Here is an 18,981-nt window from a genome sequence, read left to right on the forward strand (position 1 = left end):
GGGATCAGGTTCCCTTCGCCGGGACGAGCTGCAGGTACAGCGCGGTCAGGATCGTGTTGACGAAGAACAGGAGCAGGAACGTGATCACCACCGACTGGTTGACGACGTCGCCCACGCCTTTGGGGCCGCCCTTGGGGTTCAGGCCCCGGTAGGCGGCGACGACGCCGGCGAGGAAACCGAAGATGAACGCCTTGATCGAGCTGACCACGAGGTCGGGCAGCTGGGCGAGCGCGTTGAAACTCGCGAGGTACGCGCCCGGCGTCCCGCCCTGCACGATGACGTTGAAGAAGTAGCCGCCGAGCACGCCGACGACGCTGACCAAACCGTTCAGCAGCACCGAAACGCCGATGGCCGCCTGCACACGGGGCACGATCAGCCGGTGGATCGGCGAGACGCCGAGCACCTCCATCGCGTCGATCTCCTCGCGGATGGAGCGGGCGCCCAGATCCGCGCAGATCGCCGAACCGCCCGCTCCCGCGATGATCAGCGTGGTCACGATCGGGCTGGCCTGCTGCACCACCGCGAGGACGCTCGCGGCGCCGTTGAACTGCTGTGCGCCGATCTGGCTCGTGAGCGAACCCAGTTGCAGCGAGATGACCGCGCCGAACGGGATCGACACGAGGATCGCGGGGGTGATCGACACGCTCGCGATGAACCAGAACTGCTGGATGAACTCGCGGACCTGCACCGGGCGGCGGAACATCGCGAGGACGACGTCGATCCCCATGGCGCACATGCGGCCGAACTCGCGCAGGCCCGCGGCGGCCTTCTCCGGCGCGCGGGCGAGCAGGGCGACTGGATTGGCCATCGTCAGGCTCCACATCCGTTGGGAGGCGGGCCATCGCCGACGCATCGCAGCCTGAGGTTGGTGACCAGGGTGTTTCCAGGACCGGACACCAGCCCCGTCAGCAACGGGCTCAGATCCTCACGCACCCCGCATCCGGTGAACCCCGGTGTCGTGAAGGTGCTCGTGACCTTCACCGGCGGGGCGGGGAACGCGAGCGGCACCAGGGCCTTGATGTTCACCGCGACCGATTGCGCGGTCCGGCAGTTCGGTCCGACGTCGAGGACCTTGCCGTCCACTTTGACGTTCGAGAGTTTGATGAACACTTTGTTCGTGACATCGGTATGCGCGCAGATGTTGGTGCCGACCTCCTTGCAGTCGCCCGTGGCGCCGGTGTCCACGTCGACAACGCCGGTCGCGTCGCCGTCCGGGATGAGTTCGACGGTGCCGGTGGCGGGCATGAAGCGGAAGGAGACGAAGTAGCTCGACGTCGACGGGATGGCGAGTTTGCCGGTGATCGGCGAGGTGTCGCTGAAACCGAGGATCTTGCCGTCGAACCGCCCCTGCGGGAAGGTGATGTCCGAACCGAGTTTCGCGACGCGGCTGGTCGTGGGCTGTTGTTCGTCGCCGACGTGGAAACCGAACGTCAGTCCGGCTTGCGCGACGGCGGGTTCCTGCGCGAGGGCTTCCGGTGTCTGTTGTGTCCTGGCGGGATCGGCTGAGGCGGAAGCCAAGGAAAGCGCCCCCAGCCCCAGCACCGCCGGAAGCAGGAGGGCGCGCAGAACGCGCCCGGTCAGCACTGACATACGGGCTTCCTCATTTCGACTTGTCCGGCCGAACGGCCAACTGGTGCAGCACGCTACTGACGGAATGCCAGAGGGACAAGTAATTTGGGAATGGACGGTCCGCGACAGGAAAAGATTGTAATGGGCGTAACTGTTTTGCGTCGGGTCTCGTGAGTGGTAATGACGGTTCTAACCGTCCTTGCCACTCACGAGCCCAAAAGCTTGCGGCGGCACCTAAACCCCGGCTACGTTCGGCGAATGGAGCAGGCTGCCATCGAGGTGACCGGCCTCGCCAAGCACTACGGTGAAGTGACGGCCCTCGCCGGCGTCAGTCTCCGGGCCGGCCGTGGCACCGTGCTCGCGGTGCTCGGCCACAACGGCGCGGGCAAGACGACGTTGATCGACATCCTCAGCACGCGCGTCGAACCGGACGGCGGCAGCGCCAAGGTCTGCGGTTTCGACGTCGTGCGCGCCGGGCATCACGTCCGGCGGCGGATCGGGGTCACCGGCCAGTTCGCGGCGGTCGACGACGCGCTCTCCGGGCGCGGCAATCTCGAACTCGTCGCCCGGCTGCTGGGCGCGAACCGGCATCAGGCCAGGGCTCGCGCGGCCGAACTGCTCGCCATGTTCGGCCTCGACGACGCGGCCGACCGGCCCGCGCGGACGTACTCCGGCGGCATGCGGCGGCGGCTCGACCTTGCCGCCGGGCTCGTCGGCTCCCCCGACGTCCTCTTCCTCGACGAACCGACGACCGGCCTCGACCCGCTCAGCCGCGCGGGGCTCTGGGACGGCGTCGAACGGCTCGCCGCGCGCGGCACCACCGTCGTGCTCACCACGCAGTACCTCGAGGAGGCGGACAGGCTGGCGGATCACGTCATCGTGCTGGGGCTGGGGCACGTCACCGTTTCCGGGCGGCCGTCGGAGCTGAAGGCCAGGCTCGGGGAACGGACCGCGACCCTGACCTTCGGCACCGACCTCGCCGCCCGCCGGGCACTGGCCGCGGTGCACCGGCTCGGCATGAGCTGCACGACGTCGGCCTCCGGGCTGGTGCTCGGGGTCGCGCTGTCCGGGCCCGCCGACATCACGGTGCTGGTGCGCGCGCTCGACGCGGCGGGGGCGCCGGTGAAGGACCTCACCGTCGCCGAGCCGACGCTCGACGACGTCTACCTTTCGCTCCACCGGAATCCGGCGGTCACGTCATGACCGAGGCACGGCATCGCGCGCCGTCCCCGCCGGTGCTGGGTGACCCGTCGACCTGGCCGCCGAGCACCTTCGCCACCCAGGTCCGGGTGCTCGCCGCACGTTCGCTGAAGACGGCGTTCGGCGACCGGCGGCTCGTGTTCTTCGGGCTGCTGCAACCGATCGTGCTCCTCCTGCTGTTCAGCCAGGTCTTCAACGGGGTCAGCACGCTGCCCGGTGTCGCGGCTTACCAGGGCTACGTGAACTTCCTCGTCCCGGCGACGCTGGTGAACATCGCGATGACGACGGCGATGAGTTCGGGGGCGGGCCTGCTCGCGGAGATCTACAGTGGATTCACCGGACGTCTCCGCTGCATGCCCATCAGCCTTTCGGCCGTCCTGGTGGCGCGCACCATCTCGGATTCCGCCCGGCTCGGCGTGCAACTGCTGGTGACCGCGCTCGCCAGCGTGGTCCTGCTGGGTTTCCGGCCGACCGGCGGCGTTTTCGGCATCACCGCCGCCCTTGTGCTCACGCTCGTCGTCGGCTGGTGCCTGAGCTGGATCTTCGTCGCCATCACGACCTGGTTGCGCAAGGCCGAAACGCTGCAGATGGCGTCCTTTGTGGTCATGTTCCCGCTGATGTTCTCCTCCAGCGCGTACATGCCGCTCGAGACGATGCCGACGTGGCTGCGAGTGGTCTCGGCGCTCAACCCGCTGACCTACGCGATCGACGCGACCCGGGCGCTCGCGCTCGGACGGCCTTCGGGCTGGTCGATCCCCATTTCGCTGGCGATCGCCGCCGTGGCGGCGGCGGGCGGCGGATGGATCGCGGCGAGGACATTCCGGTCGCCGCGAGGCGTCACCCCGATCGCCTGAACCCCGCACTCGCGTGCTTGGAGACGGAACACGCGTGATTGGAAGCCGAACTCGCATATCCGGCCCGAAACACGCGAGATCCGGCTCCAAGCACGCGAGTCCCGCTCAGCGCGGCAAGGCTTCCAGGTGGTCCGCGGCCGCCACGACTCCCCCGGCCGCCGCGAACGAGGCCCGCACCCGCGCGGCCGCGGCGGCGAAGGCGGGCTCGGTGAGCACCTCGGTGACCGTGTCGCGGATGTCGGGTGCCTTCACGCGGTCGAAGCGCAGCCGCAACCCGGCGCCGGCGGCCTCGACCTGCTGCGCCAGCATCGACTGATCGTCCCGGATCGGCGCGATCACCAGCGGCAGCCCCGAAGCGAGAGTCTCGCTGACGGTGTTGTGCCCGCCGTGGCAGATCACCGCCGCCGCCTTCCGCACCACTTCCGCCTGCGGGATCCGCTTGACCACCAGCACTTCGTCGCTGAGCAGCTCGCCGGTGGGGTCGACGACGAGACCTTGGACTTCCGGCATCCCGGCGAGGGCGTCGACGCATTCGGACAGGAAGCGGCGGCCTAGAGCGGCGTTGGCGGTGCCGAGGGTGGCGAGGACGAGCGGACGTCCGTCGAGCCGGTCCCACGAGAAGCCCACCGGCGGTGCGGGGGCCAGCGCCGGGCCGACGAACCGGACCGCGCCCACGTCGGCGATCGGGCCGGTCAGGGACACGGTGGTGAAGGCCAGGATGAGATCCGGCGAGAAACGCAGGTCCCCGCAGGACACCTTGTGCCGCCCTCGCAGGCCTTCCTGCAGGCCCTCGACCCAGGCGGCGATCTTCGGCATGGCGCCCAGCGGGTCCCCGAGTTCGGTGGACGTCGACGCGGACGTCACCCACGGCAGGGCGTGACGGCTCGCCACGAGGGCACCGGCGAACGCCTGCTGGTCGGCGAGCACGACGTCGGGCCGGAACGCGGCCACCGCCTTCTCGACCCCGGGCACCATCGCATCCGCGAGCGGAACCAGGTACTGCTCCCAAAGGTATTTCAGCGCCGCGAACCCGCGCAGGCCCTCGGGACGGCGCTCGACGGCGAACTCCAGCGCGTCGGCGGCCGCGTACACCCGGCCCGCCCGGGTCAGCTCGGACGTCGTGGGTTCCGGACCGCACCAGGCGACGTCGTGACCACGGTCCACCAGCTCGGCGGCCACCGCGCGCAACGGCGCCACGTGCCCGGTGAGCGGCGGGACGACCAGCAGGAATTTCATCCGCGTGGCCTCCCGTGCCGCGAGATCCAGTTCAGCAGCAGCTCCCGGACTTCCCGGTGCTGCTCGACGAGCACCGAATGACCCTGCCCCTCGAACACGTGCAGTTCGCCACGGGGCAACAGGGACGTCAACGCGGTGAGGTCGTCGGCCTGATAACCGTGACTGCCCAAAATGGACAGTACCGGGCAGCCGATCCCCGCCACCTGGTCGAGAGTCAGCAGCGGACCGAGCGGGACCTCCTCGGCCATGGACGTGGACATGATCCGCTCGGCCGCCATCCGCGCCAGCCGCCGGTGATGCGCGCTGTAGTTGGCCTCGATCCAGTCGAAGCTTTCCTCGATCTTCAAGAAACGCACGGTGTGTTCGAGGATCTGCGCCATCTTGCCCGCCCACAGTTCGGTGGCGGGCTCCGACTCGATGCACACGATGCTGCGCACCCGTTCCGGTTTCGCCACGGCGTAGCTGTAGGCGAGGGTGCCGCCGAAACTGTTGCCCACCAGGTGAACCGGCCGGTCGAGGTCGAGCTGATCGAGCAGGTCGTCGAGGTCGGCGACGAAGTCCGCGATCGTGTACCCGCGCTCCGGGCGTTCTGTCTTGCCGTGCCCGCGCAGGTCGTAGCTGATCACGTCCACCCCGGCGGCGGCGACCGGCGGCGCGAGCGTGAGGTAGAAGCTCGCGAGGCTGTCGGTGCCCATGCCGTGCAGGAACACCACGGTCTCCGTACCCCCGCCGGGCACGAGCTGCACGTTGGTGCGCAGCCCGTTGACGGTCATCGTCGGCACCGTCTCACCCCCGTTCGCCGAGGCGGGCGGCCACGTAGTCGGCGATGTCGCCGACGCGGAGTTCGATCACGTCGTCGAGGTCCTTCTCCGCCAGGAACTCCGCGAGGTTGACGTCCGCGCCGAAGAACTCGGCGAGGATGCTCGCGAAGGTCACCAGGTCGATGCTCTCCAGCTGCAGATCCTCGTGGAAGGTGGTCTTCGGGGTGATCTCGATGCCGAGGACGTCGGTGTCCCCGACCAGTTCTCGCAGCAACTCCGCCACGGTGCCGAAGACCGACGTCGGGCTCTGCTGTTCGATCGTCATGCTCTGCTCCCTGTTCTTACCCGCGGTTCCAGGCCACCACATGCCCGGGGATTCCGGCGAATTCCGCCCCGATACCGATTTCCTCGGCCAGCCCGGCCAGCTCACCTTCCGCCCGGATGGCGATCTTGGGCGGCGTCGGGGCCGGTTCGCGGACGAGGGCGACCGCGACCTCTCCCGTGGTCGCGACGGCCACCTCCAGCGGTGGCACCGTCCGGCCGTGGATCCCGGTCACCCTGGTCCCGTCGGCGCTCACGCGGAGTTCCGCCGGGTACACGCCGTCCAGGCCGAGTTTCGCGCGGACCGCGTCCTTGATCGCGATCCGTTCCAGCAGCCAGCCGCGCTGCCGCCGGGGCGCGCAGGCGGTGAACTCGGCACGTTCCTCCGTGCCCAGGTAGATGCCGGCGTAGATGTCCCGCGCCGCCGGGCTCGGCCACCGGTCGGTGACCAGCGTCCAGCCGCCGTGGTGGTCCTCGGAAAGCCGGTTCCGGTCCGGGAAGGCGTAGACCCGGTGGGCAGGCCGGTCGCACGGGAACCGGATGTCCCGCCACTGCTCGATCCTGGCCAGCACGGCGCCGTCCAGCACGAGTTCCGCGTCCATCTCCAGCACGTCCGGCCGCGGCAGCCGGACCCGCACCACGCACCGCAGCCGGGTGCCCGGCGCCGGTTCCGGCGCGTACCAGGTGATCCGGCCCATCGACGTCGGGAACGCCAGCAGCGCGTCCGCCTTCGTGGCCATCAGCCAGCAGCCCAGCAACTGGCCGACGTTGTCCAGCAGCGCGCCGGGCGCCGTCGGCACGACGAGGTCGCCGCGGATATGCCGTTCGCCGAGGCCGATGAGCCTGTCGAGCCCTTGGTACGCGGGGCCGTGGAACATCTCGCGGCGGGTGTAGATCTCGGCGGCGCTCAGCGGCGGCGCGGTTTCCGGTCCCGGCGGCGGGGACGGTCGGGGGGCCGTCGGATACCGTTGTTCCAGATGGACGTCCATACTGGCGTGGGGTCCTATTTGGACACTGATCCGATCATCCTCGCGGGTCATCGAAAGCGGCACGCGCACGGCGGGGGCGGCGATCAGCCACCGGGAGAACGCCGCGTTGCTCACCCCGGTCGCGACCGTACCCGGCCAGGCCCGTTCCGCTTCCCTGCAGGCCAGGTCGACCAGCGTCGTCGCCGGCACGGTGGGACGGAAGTCGGCCTCGTCGGGCCAGCCCTCGCGCTGCCGGAAGAACCGATGGTCCACCAGGTACGGCATCGTCGTCAGCGACACGTCCACGGTGGACTCGAAGGTGCGCCGCGCCGCGGCGTTGGCGACACTCGCGGCGGCCTCTCTGGTCTCCGCGAGCAGCGCGGTGAACTCCGCGACGATCGCGTCCGGCACGCCGTGGGCCAGCTCGGGAACCGCGCCGTCGAACATGCCTTTGAAGTCCCCCTCGACCGAAAGCAGTGAACCCGCCGTGTCGATCCGGGTGCGACGCGGCTCCAGCGCCTCGAACGCGGGCCGCCCGCCTTCCACCCAGACCGCGGTGGCGACCCTGCGCAACTGCGCGAGGCCGGGCCTCGTACCGGACGACGCCGGGATGACCAGGTGCGGCCGCGAGCCCAGCGTGTCCGACACGAACGAGCCGAGCTGACCGGCGCCCGCCTGCACGAAGACCCGCGCGCCGTCGGCGTAGAGCGCGTCGACGAGTTCCCGGAACCGGACCTTGCGCACCAGGTGTGCCAGGTACAGCTCGCGGACCTCCACCGGGTCCGCGGGATACGGCCGCGCCGTGGTCGCCGACCAGACCGGGATCCGCGGCGGTTTCAGGTCCAGTTCCGCGGCGAGCCGGGTGAACGGGCCGAGCCGGGACCGCATCAGCGGCGTGTGGAATCCCGACCGGAACGGCAGTGTCCTGGCGACGATGCCGTGCTGCGTGCACAGCTTGGCGAGCCGGGCGGCGGCGGCCGGGTCACCGCAGACGATCGTCTGCCGTGGCGCGTTCTCGTGCGAGATCATCAGCTCCGGTTCGGCCGCGAGCAGCGCCTCGGCACGCTCCGCGGAGCAGCCCAGCACGAGGAACTCGGCGTCCGGCAGGGTGAACCCCTGCGGCCAGTACCGGTTCAGCATGTCCTCTGTGGACTGTCCCGGGTACATGCCCGCCGCCTGCATCGCGGTCCATTCGCCGACGCTGTGCCCGGCGAGCAGATCCGGCTTGATGGCGAGCCGCCTCAGCGCGGCGTCGAGCAGCAACCCGACCTGGGACACGCTCGTAGCCCGCGAAAGCACACTCGCCGTCGACCACTCCGGACGGTCCAATCCGAAGTGCCTGGCGACGTCGTCGCACCGTGGTTCCGCGTCCGCCTCCAGCCCTGGGTAGACGAAAGCGGTCTTCGCCCCGGCCTGGTCCAGCAGGGGCGCGGTCGTGCACCAGATGTCGTTGGGGCCGTGCCAGGACCCGCCCTCGGCCGTGACCTTGGCGAGCACCCTCCGCGCGACTTCGAGCCGCTTCTCGTCGGGCCGGACGATCCCGATCCGGCACGGGCCGTGCCCACCGGATTCCGGCTCCGGGCGGGCGAGCAGGGCGCGCAGTTCCCCGGGAGTGTGCGCCGCGAGCAGCAGGACGCGCTCGGGTTCCCCGGTCACCTTGGCCCGGCGCGGCCGCGCGGGCGCCGGGTCGGCCTCCTCCAGCACCACGTGCGCGTTGACGCCGCCGAAACCGAAGGCGTTGACCGCCGCCCGGCGCGGGACGTCCCCCGAACGCCAGCGCTCGGCGGTGGTCAAGGTACGGAATCGCGTTTTGTCCAGAAGGGGGCTCGGATCGGCGCAGTTCAGGGTCGGCGGCAGGATGGCGTGGTGCAGGGCGAGCGCCGCCTTGACCAACCCGGCGGCCCCGGCGGTCGGCATGGTGTGGCCGATCATCGCCTTCACCGCGCCGATCGCGGCGCGGGGTCCGTCCGGCGGGCCGAACACCTCGGCGAGGGTGGCCAGTTCGGCCGCGTCCCCGGCCGGTGTCGCGGTTCCGTGCGCCTCCAACAGGCCGAGCGCGCCGGGCGCGGCGGGATCGAGGCCCGCCGACGCCCACGCGCGGCGCAGCGCCAGCGTCTGACCGGCGACGGCCGGGCTGAGCAGGCTCGCGCCCTTCCCGTCGCTCGACGTCCCCGAACCACGCAGTACCGCGTAGACCCGGTCGCCGTCGCGGCGCGCGTCGTAAAACCGCTTCAGCACGACGATCGCGGTGCCTTCGCCGATCAGCAACCCGTCCGCGTCCCGCGAGAACGGGCTGATCCGCTGGCTCGGCGAGAGGGCGCCGAGCTGGGTGAACATCGACCAGAGCGTGTCGTCGTGGCAGTGGTGCACGCCGCCGGCCAGCACGACGTCGCAGCGGCGCCGGGCGAGTTCGCCGATCGCCTGGTCCACGGCGAGCAGCGACGACGCGCAGGCCGCGTCCACCGTGTACGCGGGGCCGCCGAGGTCCAGGCGGTTGGCGACCCGCGACGCGGCGAGGTTCGGCACCAGCCCGATCGCGGTGTCCGGCCGGAACTCGCCGAGCGGTTCCAGCAGAGCGTCCCGGAGCCGGTCCAGCATCTCCGGACGCGCCGACGGCAGCAGCTCCCGGACGGCGCCGGTGATCTGGCGGACCGACCGGACCCGCTGGTCGAACCGCTGGAGCCCGGGCGAGAGGTAGCCGCCCCTGCCGAGGATCACGCCCACGCGTTCGAGGTCCCCGAGCCGTCGCAGGCCACCGGCGTCGTCGACCGCGGAAGCGGCCACGGCCAGCGCGACGAGCTGGTCCGGCTCCATCCCGGCGACGCTGCTGGGGGCGATGCCGAGCGCCGTCGCGTCGAAGTCCAGGCTGTCGGCGACGAACCCGCCGCGCCTTCCGTAGGTGCGATCCGGGGTGCGGCCGTCTCCGTCGTGGAAACTCGGATCCCAGCGGTGCGGCGGGATCTCGGTGATCGCGTCGGTGCCCGACTCGATGTTCCGCCAATATTCGTCCACAGTGGACGCGCCGGGAAGGAACACACCCATCCCGACGATCGCGACCGGCTCCTGGTTCACCACAGCGACGCCGTGTACAGCACCGAGCGGACGTCGGCCGGACCGTAGGCCAGCTCACGCAGGAGCGCGGCGGTACCCTCGTCCGGGTCGATCAACGCCACCTCGCGGCGCTCGTACTCGCGCGCCAGCTCGGGCGAGACCATGCCCGCGTGATCATCCGAGGGCGCCCACGGTCCCCAGTGGACGGTCAGCGCCCGGCAGCCGGTACGTTCCGCCCACTGCTCGCCGAGGGTTTCGAGCGCGTCGTTCGCCGCCGCGTAGTCGGTCTGCCCCCGGTTTCCCAGCACCGCGGCGATACTGCCGAAGAAGGTCACGAACCCGGGCCGCACACCGAAATGCTCCAGCGCGTCGAGCAACGCACGCGCACCATCCACTTTGGTCCCGTAGACCGTGCGGAACGAGTGCTCGTCCTTGTCGGCCATCAGCTTGTCGTCGATCACGCCGGCCGCGTGGACGACGCCGTCGATCCGCCCGTAGCGGGTGTGCAGATCCTTGACCACCTGCCGGACGGCGGCGGCGTCGCGCACGTCGAGCGACCGGTAGGCGGCGATACCGCCCGCCGCCCGGATCTGGTCGAGCGTCCGCGCGATCTCGCGCTGGGCCAGGACGGTGCGCACCCGGCGTTCGATGTCCGCGAGCGAACCCCCACGCGCGGCCAAGGCCGAGCGCATCCCCGTCGCGTCCTCGGGAAGGTCCTCGTCGCCGGGTTCGGCGGGCCACGGTGTGCGGCCCGCCAGTTCGATCCGGCATCCGCTCGCCGCCAGCGCGACCGCCGCCCGCGCGGTGATCCCGCGGGCGCCGCCGACCAGCAACAGCACCGAATCCGCGTCGAGGCCGAGCGCCTTGACCTCGCCCCCGCCGGGACCGGCGCCCGCATACGCGATCGAACCGAGCGAGCCCGCGGAAGGCTCGAACGCCGCGCGTCCCGCGGTGTCGTAGCGAACGGCCACCGGACCGTCGGCGATCGCCTCTTCCAGCACGATCCGCCCGAGGTCCACTGTGGACTCCACCTCGACCAGTCTGGTCGGCTCGCTCCGCTCCCGCGCCGCCGCGCGAACGAGACCGCGCAGCCCGGCGGTGTGCGCGGCACCTGGCCTCGCCACCACGACCACCGCGCCCTTGGCGCTCTTGAGCAGGCCGAACACCTGCGCCGCGACGGGTTCCTCGGCGTCCGACAACGGATTCAGCACGACGACGACGTCGGCCTCGTTCCGCGCCCCCGGCAGGGCACCCGCGTCGGCGAACACCGCGCGGACCGATTCGGCCAGTTCCTCCTGGCCGGGCTCGGCGCTCACCGCGATCGATTTGCCGGTCACCTTGGCGAGGTCGGGCGTGCCGAGCGGCGCGGACACGCGGTCGAGCAGGTACCGGCCGGGAGCGGTTCCGACGGGTGTCTCGGCGGGAACCGGTGTCGCGACGACCGGTGCCGCCGGTTCGAGCCACTTCCGCAGCCGTGCGGCCAGCGCGCTCGCCGTCCGATCACGGCCGAGCTGATCTTGGGCGTCGTCGTGCACCCGGCCGGTGAGACCCAGCTTCGAGAGCAACGAGCCCGCGATCTCGGTGCGTTTGATCGAGTCGATGGAGAGATCCGCTTCCAGGTCGAGATCGGCGTCGATCATCTCGGCCGGATAGCCGGTGCGTTCGCTGATCGCGCCGATCACGGTGGCCAGGACGTCCGTGACGACGACTTCCGCGACCGGTTCCGGCTCGGCGACCGGCGTGTGCACGACGGCCGGGGCCTCGACCGGCGGGAGCAACGCCGGCACGACCGGAGCCCGCACCGGGGCGGGGGCGAGCGGCGCGGTGCCGAGGTACCCCAGCATCACGTCCCGTTGCGCCGCCAGCAGTTCGCGGCTGGTGCGGAGGAATTCGACGACGGCCTGGTCACGTCCGGGCGCGGGCTGGTTCATGGTCGTCCTCGGGATTCGTCGGGCGGGCACGAGCCCATGGGCGGGGACCTCGCCGCCTGGCGCGCGGACGGTCTGGCCGTCCACGGTCCAAGCGGGCTTGGGAAGCGGACCGACACGGACACGGCCGCGGAAGAGCCGTTCGATGCGCACATCGACACCGGTGAGAGCCAGGCGCGCGAGCGCGGTGAGGAACCCGCGCAGCCCCGGCCCGCCGGGGTCGCACGCGATCACGGTATGCGGCCGGTCGCCGAGGATGTCCTCGGCCAGCCGGGAAAGCACCTGTCCCGGGCCCGCCTCCACGAACGTGCGCGCGCCTGCCGCGTACATGTCCTCGATCAGTTCGACGAACCGCACCGGCGAGCCGATCTGTGCCGCGAGCTCGGCGCGGACCGCCCCGGCTTCGTACGGCCGGGCGGTGCGGTTCGACCACACCGGCGGACCCGGCTCGCCGATCTCGGCGTTGTCGAGATCGACGGCGAACACGTCGCTCGCCCCGGCCACCAGCGGGCTGTGGAAGGCGCAGGCGACCGGGATCCGCTTCGCGCCGATCCCCTGGGCGCGCAGTTCGCGGACCGACTCCTCGATGGCGGCCGTCGGTCCGGAAAGGACGGTCTGCCCCGGCGCGTTGTGATTGGCCAGTACGACGTCCGGGTGGTCGAGTGCGGCGGCCAGTTCCTCGCTGGATGCCTTCACCGCGGCCATCGCGCCCTGGTCCGCGCCCGCGACTTCGGCGATCGAGCGGGCCCTGGCCCGGCTGAGCGCCACCAAGGTCGGCGTGTCGAACGCGCCCGCGACCGACAGCGCGGTCAGTTCGCCGTAGCTGTGCCCCGCCAGCAGATCCGGCCGGACGCCGAGGTCGGCGAGCAACCGGCAGACGGCCGACTCGACGAGCCCGAGCGCGGGCTGTGCGATACGCGTGTCCTTGAGCGCTTCGTCCTGCGCGGCGCGGGCGTCTTCAGTGAACGCGCGCGGCGGGAACGCCGTCGCGGCGACGTCGGGAGCGAGCCTCAGGACGTCGGCCAGTTCGGGGAAGTGCACGAACAGGTCCGCCAGCATTCCCGTCCGCTGGCTGCCTTGGCCGGGGAACAGGAAGGCGACCGCACCGGGTTCAGTGCTCTCCGCGACAAGACCTCCACCGTTCTCGGCGGCCTCACGCAGTTCCGCGATGTCACTCGCGACGACCGCGAGCCGCACCGGCCCCGATCCGCCCCGCTCGGCGGCGAGAGCGGCGATCTCCCGGAGCGGACGGCCTTCGTTGGCCGCCAGCAGATCACGCAGGGTGGCGCGGGCGGCGTCCACGTCGGTGCCGCGGAGCAGGACCAGCTCGGCGTCCCAGTCACGCGGGCCGTGCCGCCGCCCCGGCGGCACTTCGGGCGCGGCGAGCACCGCGTGGAAATTGGTCCCACCGAACCCGAACGCGCTCACTCCGGCGAACTCGCGTCCGCGTGGAACCGGCGTCGGCCGGGCGCCGGTGGAGAAGGTGAAGGGACTGCTCTCGGCGTCCCAGGCGGGGTTCGGCCTGCTCAGGTGCAATGTGGGCGGCACGACCTCGTGCCACAGCGCCAGCGCCGCCTTCATCAGGCCCGCCAGTCCCGCGGCGCATTTCGTGTGCCCGATCTGGCTCTTCACCGAACCCAGCGCGCAAGTGCCCGGTTCGGCACCCGCGGCGAGGAAGAACTCGGTGAGTGTGGTCAGTTCGGTGGCGTCGCCGACGACCGTGCCCGTACCGTGCGCCTCGACCAGCGAGACGTCCGCCGGGGACACGCCGGCGTCACTGTAGGCGCGGGCGAGGGCTCGCCGCTGTCCCTCGGGACGCGGCGCGGTGAGGCCGAGCGCCTTGCCGTCACTGGCGGCGCCGACGCCCTTGACCACGGCGTAGACACGGTCGCCGTCGCGTTCGGCGTCGGACCGCCGCTTGAGCACGAGACATGCGACGCCCTCACCGAGGGCGATCCCGTCCGCGGCCGCGTCGAACGGACGGCACCGGCCGGTCGGCGACAGGGCACCCGCCGAGGTGAACATGAGGTAGTCGTTGACGCCGTTGTGCAGATCGACCGCTCCGCACAGGACCATCGAACTCGTCCCCGCCCGCAGCTCCTTCACCGCGAGGTCCAGCGCGGCCAGCGAAGAGCCACACGCGGCGTCCACGGTGTAATTGGCGCCGCCGAGGTCGAGCCGGTTGGCGATCCGGCCGGAGATGACGTTGGCGAGGGTGCCGGGGAACGAGTCTTCGGTCAGTTCCGGCAGCTGGGCGAGGAGTTCCTCCGGGACGTCTTCGAGGTAGCTGGGGAGCAGCGCGCGCAGGACTCCGGCGTTCGCCAGGTCTCCCCCGGCTTCGGCGCCGAAGATGACGCTGGTGCGCTCGCGGTCGAAGCCGCCTTCGCCGTAGCCGGCGTCTTCGAGGGCGCGGCGCGCGGTTCGCAGGGACACCAGCTGGGCCGGGTCGATGCTGCCCATCGACTTGGGCGGGATCCCGTAGGCGAGCGGGTCAAAGTCCACCGGAGGCAGGAATCCGCCCCATTTCGACGTCGACTGGTCCGCGTAGACATCGGTGTCCCAGCGGTGATCCGGCACCTCGGTGACGGCGTCCGCACCGTGCAGGACGTTGGACCAGAAGGCCGGGAGGTCTGGAGCCCCCGGGAACACACAGGCCATCCCGACGATCGCGATGTCACCGTCCACAACGGACTCCTCGGCGGGAACGCGGGCGGCGAGCAGTTCCGCCGCGCCTTCGGTGACTTCCCGGTGCAGGGCGGCGATGTCGGTACGCCGCTCGCGCAGGACCGTCACCTGCCCAGCCATGTACATGCCCTCGGCGAGCTGGCCGAGGGTGTCGACCTCGACGAGCGCTTCGCCTTCCCGCCGGATGCCCTTGCTCGCGATCCGCAGCCGTCCGGTGTTCAGCTCCTCCAGTCGCTGCCAGACCTCCTGCGGCGGGACGCCGTCCGCGCGGAGCCCGGCCTTCAGCGCGGCGAACTCGTCGGTGTACGGGCTGGGCAGGCAGCGGGTCAGGTGTCCGGGCGCGGTCTCCAGGGTGACCGTGGACCCGGCGTCGAGCACGCGGTCCTGGAAGGTCCCGGTGATGGCGCCATGAGTCACGGCTTCTTCGGTGAACAGGTACGCGGTGCCCATCAGGATGCCGATGCCCGTGAGCGGCTCCGCCATCGCCGACACCATCGCGGCGGACCGGGCGTCGTGGATCCCACCCGCGAACAGGACCTCGACGTCGTCGGCGCCGTGTTCGCGCAGGACGTCCAGCTGCTGCTCCCACAGCACGAAGCTCGACCGTGGGCCGATGTGCCCGCCGCACTCGGCGCCCTCGAAGACGAACCGGCGGATCCCGGCGTCGAGGAACTGCCGCAGAAGGATCGGCGATGGCACGTGCAGGAAGGTCGCGATGCCGTCGGCCTCCAGTGTCTTGGCCTGCGCGGGTTTCCCGCCCGCGATCAGCACGCATCGTGGGCGCGCCGCGCGGATCGCCGCGAGCTGTTCGGCGCGCAGGGCCTCCGGGACGAACCCGAGGATGCCCGCTCCCCACGGTCGTTCACCGAGGGCTCCGGCGGTCCGGCCGAGCAGTTCGGCGGTCTTGGCGCCGTTCGCGGTGGCGACCGCGACGAACGGGAAGCCGTCGTTCGCGGCGACGGCGGCGGCGAACCCGGGCTGGTCGCTCACCCGCGTCATCGGGCCCTGCACGACCGGCAGGCGGGTCCCCAACGTGCGGCACAGCCGTTCGCCTCGGTCCGCGGGGATCGCCGCCGGCGCCGCGAGCGAGCGCACGACCGAGCGGACAGCGCTTTCCGCGTCCTCGAAGCGATTCGCGAACAACGCGGTGAGCCCGTCGTCGGCCCTGGCCAGTTCGGTGCGCTCCGCTGCGGGCACGTCGGCCTCCGGGAACAGGCCGAGCCCGTCGAGCACCACGCCCGCGGCGCCGCCGGCGATCGCGGCCACCGCCGTCCTCGTCCCGATGCCCCCGTACGCCCACACCGGGACACCGTCGCCGAACCGCGCCAGCAACCGCTGCAGCAGGACGAACGTGGTGAGATCCGAGCCGCCCGCTTCGGCTCCCCTCGCCACCAGACCGGAGGCGCCGGCGTCGAGCATCCGGACGGCCTGCTCGACACCGGTCACCTCGGCCAGCACGGGGAGGTCGGCCCTGCCCCGCCAGACCGCCCCCTCGGCCAGCAGCACGAGCCCCGCGCCACTTTCCCGCACCTCTTCGTCCCGCACGTGGCCGCCCGCGGGGATCCGGACGCCGAACGGAAAGCCACAGTCCATTGTGGACCCGATATCCACGATCCCGAGACCGCCGCCCCTGGCGACGGCGGCCGCCAGTCCGGGATCGGGACGTCCGAGCGGATTGACGCCGAGTACCCGCGTGCGCGCCGTCGCATGACTCACCGGCGGACCTCCTGTTCGGCTGGGCTGGTCGAACCTCGCCGGGTTCGGCGATCTTTCAGCGGGATTCCCAAGAAATAACCTACTTGCCGCAGAGAGCGCAATAGTCTCGTGCGAAAACTCGGAAAACAAGGGAACGCGTGCTAAAGTCCGGCGCCGGAAACAAATATGTCGACACCCAGAGAACAAGCCTATGACCTGCACTTTTATCACCCGCGTCGCATGTTTTGACAACGCGTTGCTCACCGGCATAACAAAACAGAAGAATTGTCACCGAAAGCAGAATCGATAACCATGGAGCGCATGTGGAAGTAACAGGACGAGTCGTCGTGCTGACCGGCGCGGCACACGGTATCGGCGCCGCCATGGCCAGGCGGTTCGCCGCCGAGGGCGCCGCCGGGGTGGTGGTCTCCGATCTCGATCTCGACGCCGCGGAGGAGGTCGTCGCCGGGATCACCGCCGCGGGCGGCGCCGCGATCGCGCGCCACGCCGACGCGTCGTCCAAAGAGGACCTGAAGATGCTGGTGACCGACGCCCGCTCGGCGTTCGGCGCGGTGGACCTCTTCTGCTCCAACGCGGGCGCCGCGTTCGGGACCGGCGTGCACGCCGCGGACGAACAGTGGACGCGGTCGTGGGCGATCAACGTCATGCAGCACGTGCACGCCGCACAGGTCGCGCTTCCCACGATGTTGAGCCGAGGGCACGGCTACCTGCTGATCACGGCGTCGGGCGCGGGCCTGCTGGGCACCCCCGGTGACGCGCCGTATTCGGTGACCAAGCACGCGGCCGTCGGGCTCGCCGAATGGCTGGCCATCACCTACCGCCCTCGCGGGGTGCGGGTCAGCGCGCTGTGCCCGCTCGGCGTGCGGACCGCGCTGCTGGAACCCGGGATCGCGGCCGGGCACCCCGCCGCGCTCGCGATCGCCGCCGCCGCGCCCCTGCTGGAACCGGAAGACGTCGCGGAGTCCGTCGTGCACGGGCTGGCGTCGGAGGAGTTCCTGATCCTGCCGCACGAATCGGTACGGGAGACCTACGCCCGCAAGGCGGCAGGCCTCGACGAATGGATCGACCGCACCATCCTCGAAACCGGCGCGCGGAAGAGGTGACCATGGAGTACCGCAGGCTCGGCGCGAGCGGGCTGTCCGTCAGTGAGATCTCCTACGGCAACTGGCTCACCCACCACGACGGCGCGGAATGCGTGCAGGCCGCGCTCGACGCGGGCGTCACGACGTTTCACACCGCCGCGGCCTGGGACGGCGGTGCCGCCGAGGAGAACCTCGCCGCGGCGCTGAGCCACGCCCGCCGCGACGATCTCGTCCTGTGCACCGGCGTCTTCTGGCCGGAAGGCCCGGGGGTCAACGACGCGGGCCTCGGCCGCAAACACCTGGTCACGTCGCTGCACGGCTCGCTCCGGCGGCTGCGCACCGACTACATCGACGTCTACCAGTTGCTGCGGTTCGACTACCGCACGCCGCTGGACGAGACGTTCCTCGCGCTGTCGGATCTGGTGCGGCAGGGGAAGATCCTCTACGCGGGCACGGCGGAATGGACGGCGGAACAATTGCTGGAGGCGCGGCCGATCGCCGAGCGGCACGGCGTCCCGCTCATCGCGAACCAGCCGCACTACTCGATGCTCTGGCGGGTCGCCGAAGCCCAGGTGATGCCGGTGTGCGAACGCTCCGGGATCGGGCAGTTCGCGTCGGTCCCCCTCGCGCAGGGTGTGCTGACCGGCAAGTACCGGCCGGGTGAGATCCCGCCGGGCTCACGGGCCACGAAGGCGGTCGAGGCGCGGCCGTTACTCCTGCCGGACCTCCTCGAACGCGTCGGCATGCTGCGCGGCGTCGCCGACGAGGCCGGGTTGACCATGGCCCAGCTGGCGCTCGCGTGGACGTTGCAGCACAACACCGTCGCCTCCGTGGTGACCGGCGCGAGCACCGCCGCCCAGGTGACCGAGAACGCGAAGGCGGCGGGCGTGGTGCTGGACCTCGACGCGCTGACGCGGATCGATCACCTGCTGGGCAGTTTCGTGCAGACGGATCCGCGGCTGACCTGGTCGCCACCCGCGACCACGTAGGCCTTCACGGCGGTTTCGCGTGATTGGCTGGACGACACGCGTGTCCAGACGGACGACACGCGCGAGACCGGGGACGCGCCGCGTGTCGTCCGTCTGATCACGCGTGTCGTCCGTCTGGACACGTGTGTCGTCCGCCCAATCACGCGAGTCCACCACATGACCGTTGGTACGAACCGTCCTTGGCGCGTCAAGGTCCCTCATGAGGGCAACGCGGTCCGCAGGATGGCCTCGAAGCGTTCCGCCGTCGGCGGCTCGTCGCGCAGCAATCCCTGCAGCAGCACCCCGTCCACCAGCCCCACCACCATCTCGACCCGAACCGGATCGTCGGTGTAACGGCGGGCGAAGTCCGCCAACGCCCCCATCCAGCGATCGGTCGACTCGCGGAGCTTCGGCTCCCTCGCCGCCAAGAGGTACAGCTCGTACTCCGCCAGCAGATGCCCTGGCTTGGCGACCACTTCGGCCATCAAGGCACCGAGCCTCCGCAGTGCGTCCTCGCCCCCGTCGGCTTCGGCGGCGAGCATCCGCATCCGTTCGGAGTCCTCGTCCATGCACTGGGTGAGCGCGGCGGTCAGCAGGTCTTCGATCCCCCGGAAGTGGTACGCGGCCGCTGTCGCGGGCAAA

Annotated in this window: 12 protein-coding genes; 4 read left to right on the plus strand and 8 right to left on the minus strand. The window is 71.0% G+C overall.

What is annotated here, in order from left to right; all coding sequences use genetic code 11:
• Positions 1 to 4: 4 nt before the first annotated feature.
• Positions 5 to 808, minus strand: a complete 804-nt coding sequence (locus tag LCL61_RS03950; protein WP_125796979.1) for an MlaE family ABC transporter permease — start codon at positions 806 to 808, stop codon at positions 5 to 7.
• 2 nt (positions 809 to 810) lie between these two features.
• Positions 811 to 1,590, minus strand: a complete 780-nt coding sequence (locus tag LCL61_RS03955) for a hypothetical protein (RefSeq protein WP_340685558.1) — start codon at positions 1,588 to 1,590, stop codon at positions 811 to 813.
• A gap of 237 nt (positions 1,591 to 1,827) precedes the next feature.
• Between LCL61_RS03955 and LCL61_RS03960 the strand changes: the two genes are divergently transcribed.
• Positions 1,828 to 2,772 carry an ATP-binding cassette domain-containing protein gene (locus LCL61_RS03960; RefSeq protein WP_340685559.1) on the plus strand — a complete coding sequence of 315 codons (945 nt, stop codon included), beginning with the start codon at positions 1,828 to 1,830 and terminating at the stop codon, positions 2,770 to 2,772.
• Entirely contained in the window at positions 2,769 to 3,623 is an 855-nt protein-coding gene (locus LCL61_RS03965) for an ABC transporter permease (RefSeq protein ID WP_340685560.1), read from the plus strand. Before LCL61_RS03960 ends, LCL61_RS03965 begins: the two co-directional genes overlap by 4 nt.
• 105 nt (positions 3,624 to 3,728) lie before the next feature.
• Here the strand turns inward: LCL61_RS03965 and LCL61_RS03970 are convergent, their stop codons facing one another.
• From LCL61_RS03970 to LCL61_RS03990, 5 genes are read right to left on the minus strand one after another with little or no spacing between them, the layout of a single operon-like run.
• Positions 3,729 to 4,859 (minus strand): glycosyltransferase, encoded by a 1,131-nt coding sequence (locus tag LCL61_RS03970; protein ID WP_340685561.1) that lies wholly within the window; start codon positions 4,857 to 4,859, stop codon positions 3,729 to 3,731.
• Complete coding sequence (locus LCL61_RS03975) at positions 4,856 to 5,641, minus strand: alpha/beta hydrolase (protein WP_340685562.1); 786 nt, start codon at positions 5,639 to 5,641, stop codon at positions 4,856 to 4,858. The genes LCL61_RS03970 and LCL61_RS03975 overlap by 4 nt, the downstream gene beginning before the upstream one ends.
• A 4-nt stretch (positions 5,642 to 5,645) precedes the next feature.
• Positions 5,646 to 5,945: a phosphopantetheine-binding protein gene (locus tag LCL61_RS03980; protein ID WP_340685563.1), complete on the minus strand. Its 300-nt coding sequence runs from the start codon at positions 5,943 to 5,945 to the stop codon at positions 5,646 to 5,648.
• Between the two features lie 16 nt (positions 5,946 to 5,961).
• A complete protein-coding gene (locus LCL61_RS03985) occupies positions 5,962 to 9,984 on the minus strand; it encodes a beta-ketoacyl synthase N-terminal-like domain-containing protein (protein WP_340685564.1) in 4,023 nt (1,340 codons plus the stop codon).
• Positions 9,978 to 16,289, minus strand: a complete 6,312-nt coding sequence (locus LCL61_RS03990; protein ID WP_340685565.1) for an SDR family oxidoreductase — start codon at positions 16,287 to 16,289, stop codon at positions 9,978 to 9,980. Before LCL61_RS03990 ends, LCL61_RS03985 begins: the two co-directional genes overlap by 7 nt.
• 302 nt (positions 16,290 to 16,591) lie before the next feature.
• Between LCL61_RS03990 and LCL61_RS03995 the strand changes: the two genes are divergently transcribed.
• Together LCL61_RS03995 and LCL61_RS04000 are read left to right on the plus strand one after the other, a co-directional pair.
• Entirely contained in the window at positions 16,592 to 17,392 is an 801-nt protein-coding gene (locus tag LCL61_RS03995) for an SDR family oxidoreductase (RefSeq protein ID WP_340685566.1), read from the plus strand.
• Positions 17,393 to 17,394: 2 nt separating this feature from the next.
• Positions 17,395 to 18,360 (plus strand): aldo/keto reductase, encoded by a 966-nt coding sequence (locus LCL61_RS04000; RefSeq protein WP_340685567.1) that lies wholly within the window; start codon positions 17,395 to 17,397, stop codon positions 18,358 to 18,360.
• 197 nt (positions 18,361 to 18,557) lie between these two features.
• Here LCL61_RS04000 and LCL61_RS04005 read toward each other — a convergent pair whose 3' ends face one another.
• Entirely contained in the window at positions 18,558 to 18,980 is a 423-nt protein-coding gene (locus LCL61_RS04005) for a TetR family transcriptional regulator (RefSeq protein ID WP_340685568.1), read from the minus strand.
• Position 18,981: the final 1 nt, after the last annotated feature.

The organism is Amycolatopsis coloradensis, from assembly GCF_037997115.1.
Classification (GTDB): domain Bacteria; phylum Actinomycetota; class Actinomycetes; order Mycobacteriales; family Pseudonocardiaceae; genus Amycolatopsis; species Amycolatopsis coloradensis_A.

Coding starts and splice junctions, on each gene's coding strand:
- LCL61_RS03955 (WP_340685558.1), bottom strand. CDS start 1,590: ATGTCAGTGCTGACCGGGCGCGTTCTGCGCGCCCTCCTGCTTCCGGCG.
- LCL61_RS03960 (WP_340685559.1), top strand. CDS start 1,828: ATGGAGCAGGCTGCCATCGAGGTGACCGGCCTCGCCAAGCACTACGGT.
- LCL61_RS04000 (WP_340685567.1), top strand. CDS start 17,395: ATGGAGTACCGCAGGCTCGGCGCGAGCGGGCTGTCCGTCAGTGAGATC.
- LCL61_RS03970 (WP_340685561.1), bottom strand. CDS start 4,859: ATGAAATTCCTGCTGGTCGTCCCGCCGCTCACCGGGCACGTGGCGCCG.
- LCL61_RS03965 (WP_340685560.1), top strand. CDS start 2,769: ATGACCGAGGCACGGCATCGCGCGCCGTCCCCGCCGGTGCTGGGTGAC.
- LCL61_RS03980 (WP_340685563.1), bottom strand. CDS start 5,945: ATGACGATCGAACAGCAGAGCCCGACGTCGGTCTTCGGCACCGTGGCG.
- LCL61_RS03950 (WP_125796979.1), bottom strand. CDS start 808: ATGGCCAATCCAGTCGCCCTGCTCGCCCGCGCGCCGGAGAAGGCCGCC.